Genomic DNA, 11,681 nt, shown 5'->3' with positions numbered 1-11,681 from the left:
GTTCTGCTCCTCTTTTAAGCCGCCTTGGTTTTGTATAGCTCCAGCAGCTTGCCCTCCGAGTCGTACCAGTCCACGATCCGGTGGCCGTACCGGACGCTGAGGTTGCCGTCGAGATGCTCACAGACCCGGACGCGGCATTTTGCCAAGCCGCTGCGCCAGCTTTGGGGCAAGATCTGGAGCTTCTTCCGCCCCCAGTGGACCGTGTTGTCGTTGCCGACGATCCGGTCGCCCTGAACGCAGAGGATCCCCTCCAGGTCGGCTCCTCCGGCCGGGACAAAGGCGCTCTCCTCTTCCTTGGGCTTTACGGACAGGGTGCGGTTAGGCCAGGGAAGAAACTTCATCCGGATGTACTTGTTGGCCGCTTCCAGGGTCTTTATGCCCGCCGCCTCGATCTCCCGCGGCAGCCGCCCCTGCCAGGTGCCGAAGAAGCGCTCCATCCGTCCTCGGCCCTGTGGACAGTAGCTGGGGATGTGCTCAATGCCCAACTGCGCCAGCGCTCGACCGTCTGGCGTGAGCCGGTTTCGGCCTGCCTACTTGCCCGCCTCGGGCATGTGGAAGAAATGGCTACCCCGGTCGCTGTAGAGGCTGCAAAAGAGCCCTCTTTCATGACCCGCCATCCTTCCGCTTCGCCAAAGCCGTCCATGCCCTCATCTCATGAACTCTACAGCCCCCAACACCCAAGCGGTCACTTCACTTGTCCTCGCGGCGGTCACTTCACTTGCTTACGATAGGCGACGTTTGGCCCTTGACAGGGATGGACTCCTCTTTAGGATGTCCTCCCCGAGGGGATGGAGGTCCCCGAAGACCGCCGCCTAGGCTGATAACTCCTACCGACTGCGCCAGTAGTAAAGGGAGTCGCTATAGTCATGCGGCAGATGACGGCTAGGCCGATTCGGAGTCCGGGCTCTAAGGTAAACTCGAAAGCCGGCAGGTTCGCATTCCTCATGCGAGGTTGCCCGTGACTGCAGTCTGGGCGCTTGCGGCACTCTGGTTTGCCTTGGCCTTGGTTGCGAGCCTCGCCTCGAATTGGCTCCGTATCCCGGCGGCACTGTCCGAAATCATCGTCGGGATGGCGGCATCCATGGTCTTCGGAGCTACCATCGGTCCCGACGCCCTCGGAGCGAACGAGCCGTGGATCGAGGTCTTCGCCGGCATCGGAGCCGTTCTGCTCACATTTCTGGCGGGTGCCGAGATCGACCCTCATGTCTTCCGGCGGAAATGGAAAGAGGCGGCGGCGGTGGGTTTGGCGAGCTTCCTGCTTCCCTCGCTCGGCTGCGCGGCCGCGGGTCATTATCTTCTTGGTTGGAAGCTCATGCCGAGCATCCTTGCCGGCATCGCCCTCGCGGCGACTTCGTTCGCGGTCATCTATACCGTGATGATGGAGTTCGGCTTAAATCGAACCGACTTCGGGAAGACGATCCTTGCCGCCTGCTTCGTCACCGATCTCGGCACGGTCGTCACGCTCGGTCTGGTGTTTGCTCCCTTTACGGGCAAAACGCTGATCTTCGCGGCCTCCTTAGCGGCCGCTTTCGTAGGGCTTCCCTGGATCACCCGACACCTCTTCCGGCGCTATGGGGAGAGGCCCTCGGAGCTGGAGGCTAAGTTTTTGCTTTTCTGCCTGCTCGGGATGGGGGCGCTGGCCATTTGGGCCGGCACCGAGGCGGTATTGCCGGCCTATGTGATCGGGGTGGCGCTCGCGGGAAGCGTCGGACGCGATCATTTGTTGATCCGGCGCCTGCGCACGGTGACGATCGGGCTTCTCACCCCGTTCTACTTCACGCGCGTTGGCTGTCTCGTTTCGATTCCGGCCGTGATCGCCGCTCCGGCCGGCGTCCTCTTCTTTCTTCTCGCGGAAGCCATTGTCAAGATCGGCAGCGTCTATCCGGTCGCGAAATTCTACGGGTCGACCCACAAGGAAGCGATGTACACCACGCTCTTGATGTCCTCCGGGCTCACCTTCGGGACGATCACCTCGCTCTTCGGCCTCACCCATGGGATTATCGAGAAGGGTCAATATTCGACCTTAGTGGCGGCGATCATCGGGACCGCCATCATCCCAACCGTGATCGCCAATAGCTTCTTTCTTCCGCGCCATCGCCTGCCGAAGACCGCTGCGGTGCATCCGCATGCCGGAGAGGAGGGGGCGCCGGCTCCCGCCGCCGCTTCGGCAGCAGCCCAGCCGTCTGCAACGCACACTTGATTCAGGAATAACTCAACTCAATACCATGCTTCTCCCGAAGCTTCTCGTGAAAATGCCGCCCGTTCCATCCCTCGTAGCGCTCTCGATAGAGCCCAAGAACCTTCTCCACCGTCTCCATCGGCACCCTCCGCGGACTCGGCCTCCGCTTCCTCCGATCAAAAAGCCCGTCGTATCCCCGAATTCGGTATCGAGCTCGCCACCGCCGAAGCGTCCGAGGACTCCATCCCAAGATCTCCGCCGCATCCAACCAACTGATCCGCTTGGCCATCGCCCGCATGATCACCTCCTGAACTTTCATGACCCGCCATCCTTCCGCTTCGCCATAGCCGTCCATGCCCCCATCTCATGGACCCTCCAGCCCCAATACCCAAGCGGTCACTTCACTTGCTTACGACAGACCGGCGCCATAAGCTCGCGGTCAACCGGCTCGGCCATTGCGCCGAGCGGATCTCTCCGGCGCTCGCCGAGGAGGCGCTCCGCTGCCAGGAAGCCCTCCAACCTTACGGCAAGTCCCTGATCGAGGCCGTCCGCGAGTACGTGGCGACCTTGGAGGCGAGGCGAAGGAGCGTGTCGGTGGGGGAGCTCTTTTCGGAGGTAATCCGCGTCAAGGGCCAGGACGGGAGAAGCCGGAGATATGTTCATGAGCTCGGACTCTACTTGCGCCGTTTGGCCCGTGAGTTCGGGCAGAGGCCCGTTGGCTCCCTCGAGAGCCGGGAGATCGACGACTGGCTGCGGGCTCTTCCAGGCTCCCCGATCCATCGGAACAACTTTCGGCGAAACCTGAGCGTGGCCTTCATCCACACGGTCGATCGAGGCTATCTCGCAGCAAATCCGATCGTCAAAACGAGCGTCGCCAGAGTCGTCGACCGGCCGCCGGAGATCTTTTCTCCCGAGGAAGCCGCCCGTTTCCTCGAAGCATGCCGGGCTCTCTGTCCGGAGATCGTTCCGATGCATGCGATCGGGCTTTTCGCCGGCCTTCGCGCCGCCGAAATCGAACGGCTGGATTGGAAGGAGATCAAGCTGGCGCGTCGGCATATCGAGGTGACGGCCGAGAAAAGCAAGACCGCGCGTCGGCGGCTCGTTCCGATCGAGTCGAACCTCAGCACCTGGCTCAAGCCTTTCGAGCGGCAGGCGGGTCCCGTGGTTCCACCCAACGCCGTCGATAAGCGGGTGGCGGCGATGAAGGGGGCCGGGCTCCCCAAGTGGCCGCGCAACGGCGAGAGGCATTCCTATGCTTCCTACCATCTCGCCCACTTTCGGGACGCGGCCAAGATGGCGCTCAACATGGGCCATACGAGCACGGCCCTCCTCTTCAACACATACCGGGAGCTGGTCACGCCCGAGGAGGCGGCCGACTATTGGGCGATCGAGGTGCCCAAGGGAGGGTTGTCGTGAATCTTGAAGCATTGCTGCCCCAGCTCCTGCCCATAGCCATTAAGTGGGTAGAGACGGTTGCAGCGGACGCGGCGGCGACGGGACGTGCGCTCTCGAATCCCGAGCTTTCGGTAGCGAGTAGGGTGGGTGTTCGCTTTCCCGAACGGATCCGCCTCCGAATCCTGCATCAGTTTCCCGTCCCGGAGGATCCTCGGCTTGCGGAGGCGGCTCGGCAACTGGGACTGCTCGGCCCCAATATGGCCGGCTTGACCCTGGGCTATTCGATCCTGGTGCGCGAAGGCCACTTGTCGACTAGGCTCTTGTTGCACGAGTGCCGGCACGTCTACCAGTACGAGCAGGCCGGAGGCATCGCCGGCTTCCTGTCCGAGTATCTCCGATCGGTCGCGCGCGTCGGCTATGATGACTCACCCTTCGAGCAAGACGCGCGGGCTCACGAAGTGGAGTAGTCGCAACGGGTCAGGGTTTCTTTTTCGCTTGCGGGATGTGTGCTGGCCCTGGGAGCAAACGGGTGGCCAAAAGATTCACCGAAGAAATGAAAGCCCCAAGGTGCTCCACCGTCTTCAGGCGATCCGCTTGATCCGACTCGCCCCGAACGGACGGCCTTTGATCGGGTTCTTCTCTAAGATCTCCGCCGACCTCAACGCGCTGCTGCAAAAACTCGACCTGCTCCCGCTCTTTGCTCGCCCGCCTCAATGGGCCATGTAGGTAGAACGAAAAACTCTTAGCGTTCTGCTGCAATCACTTGCGAGCATCCATTGCGGAAGATCAGCAAACATCGGAAGTTAGAAGAGAAAAACGTTATGTTGACAAGAGCACCTCTGACTACACTACTAGTAATGGACGAATGACGAACACATAAGTCAGCGAAGAGCCGATGTACCTCTCACAACAAACGCTCGCCACATTGGCCAAGTTAATGGTCGGAGAGTGCCCGCCAGGTTCGAATGAAAGATTTTCACCCTCGCGCACCCTTCGACAAATAACCGAGTTTTTCCGGGAATTCGGCGAGCGGGACTTGCATCCACGCTCGGGGGCTCCATCGAGCTTGGTCTACACCAAAGAGAAGCTGGAAAAGTTCAACGGCACCGATAAGATGTCGCTAATAATCTGCAAAGCGCTCGATTTTTGGTGTGAGGACGGATTCAATCCTGAACATGCGGCCTATCGCTTAAACACCGACCTGCGGCGCGACGGTTATGAGGTTATTATTGAGGAGCGGTATTTGCGTATGAATGGAAATACCGCCGAAACCGAACCTTACTTTGTCGTCCGCTCACTCCAATGGGCAGTTGTGGACGTGCCGTCACTCGTCAAATTGTCTGAAGAGTCGATCATCGAGCATATCGCGAAAGCCAAAAAAAAGATCGATACTGGAGATTCTTCGGGTGCCATCACCAGCGCTTACACCCTGGTAGAAGAGTTCCTGAAACAACTCCTTCATAAGACTGCGACAACCTTCAACGAGAATGAGGGCGATATCCGCGCGCTCTACAAGCTCCTCGCAGAACCGCTGCATCTCGCGCCGAAGAACGACTCCCTGGAAAGCTGCCTGAAAGCCATTCTAGAGGGGCTGCAACGCGAGATCGGCGGTTTGTTTGAGTTTGCTAACAAGGCCGGCGATCGGCACGCCGGGAAATACAAGCCAGCCGCGCGCCATGCGCGCCTTGCGGTCAACGCAGCTTTCACGCTCTGCGAGTTCCTCCTGGAATCTTTTCAACACCAGCGAGTTCACAAGCAGTAGGGGACGCATCGCGGGAAAGACGGATCTTTGGTGAATGAGGGCAAGCGTATCGAAAAAGGGGAGCTTCGGAAGCGCGAGGAGATTGCAGCCTCCGTGGCCCCGATCCTCTTTCTCTCCATGGTGGCCACCACTACTTCCGCTGGAAAGAGCCTTCCGGAAGCTCAAGGATGTGCTCGAGTTTCGACCGATCGACCACCAGAATCCGGAGCGGGTGCGGGTACACGTCTTCGTCGCCGCCTTGGCCTTCCTGCTCGACCGGCTCCTGGAGAAGAAACTCAAGGCGGCCCATCTGCTTTTTTGCACCGAGCAAGCGTGGGCTGCCCTCCGAACCATCCACGTGGTGGAGTTCTCCTTGGGGAAGGCGAAACGTCGCAGGGTCACCGCCGGCAATCATCAGGCCCGCCAAATCCTCTCTGCCTTCCGCATCGCTGCGTGGGAGCCGTGGGCGACCTGCGAGACGCGATCCGACCCATGTAGTGCCAAGTTCAAATTTCCGGTGCTGCGCAGCCACGACTTGCGACGCCGCCACCAACCATAGGCCGGAAGCTTCTCCAGCCGCCTCCGCGCCGTCCTCCATGGGTAGTCCGTCCCTCACTGGCCTGCGTCGCCGTGCAGCAGACAGACCAATCCCGGTCGACCACTGATCGGGCCTCTGATCGATGGGACCTACGGCCTTCACCGCAAGAGGATTGTCAGCCACCTGCCATGTAGCCTAGCATATCGCCCTAGATGTGCGCCGCTTGTCTAAAGCAGTAGGATTTCAGGTGCCGCAATGAAGAATGAAGCCACCCCTGAGGTCATCCGGGAGCTTTCGGCGACGGTTGAATCTCACGCAGGAGCAGTTCGCGCAGAAGGTCGGCGTAACCTACAGCACCGTGAACCACTGGGAGAACGGCAAGCGGGTGCCGCTCCCATTCCTCGTGAAGCGACTGGTTGAGACGAAAGAGGAACTGGATTCCCGGGACACGAAGCCGCCGGGGAAGAAAACGTCCAGATGAGTGCGAAGGACCCCACGGTGACGACGAAAGATGACCACAACCTCGTCACGGGCGACGTGGTCTCGGGGTTGGACTCCTCCGAACTCGTCGAGATCCAACGCATCGCTCCGTTCGGCGGCAAGATGCTGGTCGAGGGAGTCGGGCTCCAGTCCCGTCGGATGGTGAAGCGTCCTCTGGCCGCTGAGGAACTCGCGGCCCTCGTCAGGGTTCGTGGCCAACAGCATACCTTTGACGGCGACGCCAGGCTTTTCCTCCTCGGAGCCGAAGCAGAGCGCATTCGCATCGCTCACCAGTTCGACCCTCTCTTCGCGGTCAACTCCAGCATCGTCGACCCGCTCCCTCATCAGGTCGAGGCTGTCTATCGGTATCTCCTTCCGCTTCCGAGAATCCGGTTCCTGCTCGCCGATGACACGGGAGCCGGCAAGACGATCATGACCGGCCTTCTCATCAAGGAGCTGCTCTTCCGGGGAGTCCTCCAGAAGGTCCTCATCATCACGCCGGGTGGCCTGACGAAGCAGTGGAAAGAAGAGGAGCTCCAGGAGAAGTTCGGACTCTACGCGCGGCTCGTGAATCGCGCGTCTTTCGACGCCGAGCCCGGACAGTTCTCCCGCTACGAAGAAGGCATCTTCGTCACGTCCATCGATTTCCTCGCCCGGAACGAGGGCTGTCTGAAGGCCGCCTCTGAGACCCAGTGGGACCTCGTGGTGGTCGACGAGGCCCATAAGCTCGCGGCCTATGAGTATGGCACCAAGCTAGAGGAGAGCGAGCGGTACAAGGCGGTGAAGGCGCTCGCCCACAAGACCGACCACTTGCTTTTCCTCACGGCGACTCCGCACCGGGGAAGAAAGGACACCTTCCGCCGGCTGCTCCTGCTCCTCGACGAGGACCTCTTCCAGAAGGATGAGCATGTCGCCGACCGCGTTCGCGAGCAGGCAGCGCCCTACGGAACATCCGGTGAAGAGGACCTCGAAGACGAGCGCCCGATCAGCAAGGCGCGGAACCGATTCTTCCTTCGCCGCCTGAAGGAGGAGATGGTCGATTGGGAGAACAAGGTCTTGTTCAAAGAGCGCCATACCAAAACCATCGGCTACAACCTCACCCCGGAGGAGAAGAAACTCTATGACGAAGTAACGAGCTACGTCCGCTCGAAGCGTAAGGAGGCTAAGGCGAAGAGGAATCGGAACGTCGAGCTGACTCTCATGGTCATGCAGCGCCGCCTGGCCAGCAGCCTCTACGCCATCACGCGGACTCTGGAAAACCGGCTGCGCGCCCTCAACGAGGTCCTCTCCGTACTGCGAGATCCAAGCCGGCCCGAGGCGGAGAAGAAGCGGCTGTTCCGTGGAACTCATGACCCCAGCGATCCACGCGACATCACGGAGTACGAGGACCTGACCGAGGAGGAACGGGAACGGATTGACCAGAGGATCTTCCGTCAGGTGCTGACCGATGATCCGAACAAGGTCGAGGAGGAGCGGGACGAGGTCGAACGGCTCTTCCGGCTGGCTGACAGCCTGAAGCACCACAAGGAAGCGAAGTTCGCGGAACTCCTCGCCGTTCTCGATTCCTCCGACGTGATCCGCGCGGAGGACGAGAAGCTCCTGATCTTCACCGAGCATCGCGACACGCTGAACAGCCTTGCCAAGCGTCTTGAGGAGAAGGGGTACACGGTCGCCACGATCCATGGCGGCATGGACGTGGACTCGCGCAAGCAGGCCCAGCGACAGTTCAGGACGCGGGCGAAGATTATGGTCGCCACCGACGCGGCGGGTGAAGGCATCAACCTTCAGTTCTGCCGCTACCTCATCAACTGGGACATCCCGTGGAACCCGAACCGGCTTGAACAGCGGATGGGGCGCATCCACCGGTACGGTCAGGCCGACGACGTCTGGGTCTACAACCTGGTCGCCCAGAACACCCGGGAGGGATCGGTCCTCCAGAAGGTCCTCTCGAAGTTGGACGTGATGCGGGAACAGATGGGGTCCGACCGCGTCTACGACGTGATCGACGAGTGGCTGGAGGATGTCCCGCTGGTGCGGCTGATCGAGAGCGCCATTGACACGGATGATGAATCGGCTGGCTCCCAAGAGACCGACGCCGCCCTGTCGACGGCATCGAACGAAAAGGCCGGCCGGCTCATGGCCCTCCAGAAGAAGGCATCCCTCGCTTCAAGGCTCGATTTGAGTTCAGCGCGTGAGCTGCGCGACGCATCCGACGAGCGTCGGCTGCAGCCGTTGTTCGTCCAGCGGTTCTTCGAGCGTGCATGGACGGCTTGCGGCGGCTCGGTCCGCAAGGACGACCACTTCCCGGTATGGCACATCGGATCGACGCCGACCGCCCTTCTCGAGCTCGCCCGGGAGCGGAGGCAGCCTCTGTCTGACAACTACGACACGCCCTTCGTCTTCGACAAACAGCTCGTCAGCGTTGCGAGCAAGGTGCGTGTCCCCGAGCGCACGAAGCTCATGGGCCCCGGGCATCCGCTCTTCGACACCCTGATCGAGTGGGCGATTCGGGAGGCGCGACAGGCCTTCGCCAAAGGGGCCACCCTCGTGGACCCGAACATCGCCAAGCCCCAGCGGGTCTGGCTTGTCCGCTCGACCATCGAGGATGGACGTAGGCAGTGGCGGCAGGATCGCCGAAAGCCGCCGGCGCACGAGCGGCTGGCCGTAGTCGTTCAAGACCACATGGGCCTTCGCACGACCTCACCGTCGTATCTGCTCAACTGCATCGCTCCAGAGAGCGTCGGGCCGGCTCCCGGCGTGCAATCGAGGTCTACCGAGGAGATTCAGGAGTGGGCCTACGAGCAGATCACCGAACCGCAGCTCCACCAGGTGAAGGCCGTTCGAGCCGAAGAGTGCGACCTGCGCCGGGAATACCTGAACACGGCCTTCACGGATCTCATCCTCGAGCTGCAGGAGGATCTGAACGATCTTCAGCAGGCGCAACTCTACGGCGACGACAACGCCGAGGAAAGCGAGCGGCTTCGGAAGCGCATCGAGGAGCTGAAGGCCAGGAAGGCAGATCGGCTGAAAGAGCTGGAGCTCATGATGAAGCTGACCGCCAACCTCCCCGATCTCCTGACGGAGGCCGTGATCGCACCCGTTCCTGTTGCCACGGTGGAGAGCGATGAAGAAGCGCCGTCGCTGGGCGTTCCGATGCGCCGTGACGACGAAGTCGAGGCCATCGCCATGGACGTGACCATGCGCTACGAACGCGGCCGCGGGTGGTCGCCCACGGACGTGAGCCGGGACGGCGAGCATTACGACGTCCGGTCCGAAGGGCCGGGTGGAGAGAAGCGCTTCATCGAGGTCAAGGGCCGCGCCCAAGCAGGCGCGATCGTCCTGACCGGTCCGGAGATGGACAAGCTGCGCCAGCTCGGGGAGCGGGCCTGGCTCTACGTCGTCACCTTCTGCAAGGGCGATCGCCCTCGGCTGCGCATCATCCAGGACCCCATTTCAAGGCTCAACCCGGGGATGCTTTACCGCCAGATCCAATACCTCGTCGAAGAAGCCGACTGGTCTCGGCAGGGTGAAGACGCAACCCAATGAGGGGACGACCATACCAGCCTTCCGAACCTGGCGCCCGATGGCTGCGGTGCGACCTCCACGTTCATACCCCCTTTGAAGGGGAGAAGAAGTTTGGAGAAGACATAAAGGGGGCGATCGAGGCCTTCAGGAAAGCGAAGCCGCAGCGGCTTGCCGAGATCGCGGAGCGCTTTGTGGCGGCCTGCCGTGAGGCAGCCGGGGCTGCGGGAATGGATCTGGTCGCGCTGACCGATCACAACAGCATCGACGGTTATCGGTACCTGAGCAAACAGTTCGAGCTGCTGGCGCAGCAGGCCAAAGACCAAGGGCTTGCAATGCCCGCCATCTTGCCAGGCGTCGAGTTTTCGGTTGGCGGCGAACGCCCCATCCACTTCCTCGTCATCTTTGCCGCAACGACTGATCCGGACGCCATCGACCGAGCGATCTCCCACATATTCGGGTCGGCCGACCGATTCGACCCGAGGACAGGCACACCCCGTGCCACCGGTCGAGCAGTCCATGACTTTCTCACTCGACTCTACGAGTACTGTCGGCCGCCGTCCGGGGACCGGAAGCTCGAGTTCGTGGTTCTCCCTGCGCATGTGAATGGCCGCCGAGGCCTTTTCCGAGAAGTCGACGGGAGTACGGCCGTTAGCCAAGCCACGGTCCCAACGTCTCTGTGGGATGAGATGAGGGGCCACCTGCGTCAGGACGTGACGACTCGGCGCGACTGGCACGGCTTTGAGGCTTCGGTGCCCTTTACAAAGCTTCTGCAGGCGTTCAAGGAGCTTCTGTGGCGCTGGACCGCAGCTCGGCGCTCGGAGGACTGGGACTCCCTGACGGAGGGTCAGAAGGCCCGGTACCGGGAGCAGAAGCACTGGCCGCTGGTTGAGTGCTCCGATCCCCACAACTACGAGGCGATCGGCAGCCGTTTCACCTGGCTCAAGATGGAGGTGCCCGACGTGGAGGGCATCCGTCTGGCGCTCCTCGATCCGGAGTCGCGGCTGCGCCGCATGGATGAGGGCCCGCCGGGTCGAGCCTATCCGCGGATCGAGCGGATCAGAATCCAGAACACGGATTTCTTCGAGGACATCGAGATTCCTGTCAATCCGTGCCTGACGACACTGATCGGCGGACGAGGCACCGGCAAGTCCACCGTCATCGAGTACCTTCGCTATGCTCTCGACCGCGCGCGCACCGAAGACCTGCCCGATGACGGGCCCGGCAATCTGCGTGAGGCGGTCCTGTCCGTCCTGTCGCAGAAGCGGGAACGCGATTTCGGGCAATCGAAGGGAACGCTGCTACCCAATCACGAGATCGCGGTGGACATCGTGGTCGCCGAACGCCCGTATCGCCTTCGCCGCTTGGCGTCGGGAATCGAGGTCGTGCCGGATCCCGACCAGCCCGGCGCAAAGCCAGCCTCGCTCGTCGTGCGCAGCCTTGTAGTGCCGCGCATCCTCTCCCAGGGCCAGATCGCCCGTATCGCCCGCGACTCGGCAGCGCAGCGTAGCGAGTTGGACGCCCTGATCGATGCTGACCGGCTGCGCGCGATTGAGGATCGACGCTGCGCGCTCATTGAGACCCTAGCCGAGCTTCAGGCGGCTCGAACGCGGCTGACCGAGCAAGGAACGAAGCTGCCGGAGGTCGAGACCGAGCTGCAGAAGGTCCGTGACCAGATCGCTTTCCTGGAGACTGAAGGGCGAAGCGAGATTCTGGTCCGGTCAGATGCCTTCGAGCGGGAACGGATCTGGTTGGATAACACGAGAAAAGAGGTCGAGCGGCTCGCTAGCGTGCTTGACGAGGCGGCGGCCGCGACGGGAGCGGAC

9 protein-coding genes, 2 pseudogenes and 1 riboswitch are annotated in these 11,681 nt (G+C 61.7%); of the genes and pseudogenes, 9 read left to right on the top strand and 2 right to left on the bottom strand.

The genetic code is table 11. From position 1 onward, the window contains the following. Positions 1–14: 14 nt before the first annotated feature. Positions 15–437 (bottom strand): hypothetical protein, encoded by a 423-nt coding sequence (locus MAMT_RS11950; RefSeq protein ID WP_246186652.1) that lies wholly within the window; start codon positions 435–437, stop codon positions 15–17. A gap of 338 nt (positions 438–775) precedes the next feature. Further along, positions 776–837: riboswitch (Fluoride riboswitch) on the top strand. A 121-nt stretch (positions 838–958) separates the two neighbouring features. Between MAMT_RS11950 and MAMT_RS11945 the strand changes: the two genes are divergently transcribed. Continuing rightward, positions 959–2,200, top strand: a complete 1,242-nt coding sequence (locus MAMT_RS11945) for a cation:proton antiporter (RefSeq protein WP_142660946.1) — start codon at positions 959–961, stop codon at positions 2,198–2,200. Between the two features lies 1 nt (position 2,201). Here the strand turns inward: MAMT_RS11945 and MAMT_RS11940 are convergent, their stop codons facing one another. Continuing rightward, positions 2,202–2,534 (bottom strand): helix-turn-helix domain-containing protein, encoded by a 333-nt coding sequence (locus MAMT_RS11940; protein WP_246186651.1) that lies wholly within the window; start codon positions 2,532–2,534, stop codon positions 2,202–2,204. Positions 2,535–2,545: 11 nt separating this feature from the next. On the opposite strand from MAMT_RS11940, the gene MAMT_RS11935 reads away from it, so the two are divergent. From MAMT_RS11935 to MAMT_RS11900, 8 genes and pseudogenes are all read left to right on the top strand, one after another. After that, entirely contained in the window at positions 2,546–3,595 is a 1,050-nt protein-coding gene (locus MAMT_RS11935) for a tyrosine-type recombinase/integrase (protein WP_142660945.1), read from the top strand. Then, the gene (locus tag MAMT_RS11930; RefSeq protein ID WP_142660944.1) at positions 3,592–4,041 is read left to right on the top strand and encodes a hypothetical protein; all 450 of its coding nucleotides are present in this window, start codon (positions 3,592–3,594) and stop codon (positions 4,039–4,041) included. Before MAMT_RS11935 ends, MAMT_RS11930 begins: the two co-directional genes overlap by 4 nt. A gap of 56 nt (positions 4,042–4,097) precedes the next feature. Continuing rightward, positions 4,098–4,300, top strand: a pseudogene (locus MAMT_RS11925) (IS1634 family transposase); the annotation flags it as partial. A 169-nt stretch (positions 4,301–4,469) separates the two neighbouring features. After that, positions 4,470–5,336, top strand: coding sequence for an abortive infection family protein (locus MAMT_RS11920; protein ID WP_142660943.1), 867 nt, complete (start codon positions 4,470–4,472; stop codon positions 5,334–5,336). A gap of 130 nt (positions 5,337–5,466) precedes the next feature. Next, positions 5,467–5,874, top strand: a pseudogene (locus MAMT_RS11915) (hypothetical protein); the annotation flags it as partial. A 241-nt stretch (positions 5,875–6,115) separates the two neighbouring features. After that, positions 6,116–6,334, top strand: a complete 219-nt coding sequence (locus tag MAMT_RS11910) for a helix-turn-helix transcriptional regulator (RefSeq protein WP_142660941.1) — start codon at positions 6,116–6,118, stop codon at positions 6,332–6,334. Further along, positions 6,331–9,879 carry a helicase-related protein gene (locus MAMT_RS11905; protein ID WP_142660940.1) on the top strand — a complete coding sequence of 1,183 codons (3,549 nt, stop codon included), beginning with the start codon at positions 6,331–6,333 and terminating at the stop codon, positions 9,877–9,879. The genes MAMT_RS11910 and MAMT_RS11905 overlap by 4 nt, the downstream gene beginning before the upstream one ends. Next, a partial coding sequence (locus MAMT_RS11900) for an AAA family ATPase (protein WP_142660939.1) occupies positions 9,876–11,681 on the top strand: 1,806 nt, incomplete at its 3' end. The genes MAMT_RS11905 and MAMT_RS11900, both read left to right, overlap by 4 nt.

Origin of the sequence: Methylacidimicrobium tartarophylax, assembly GCF_902143375.2 — a bacterium.
Taxonomy (GTDB): Bacteria; Verrucomicrobiota; Verrucomicrobiia; order Methylacidiphilales; family Methylacidiphilaceae; genus Methylacidimicrobium; species Methylacidimicrobium tartarophylax.
This window is presented reverse-complemented; position numbering and strand designations above follow the sequence as displayed.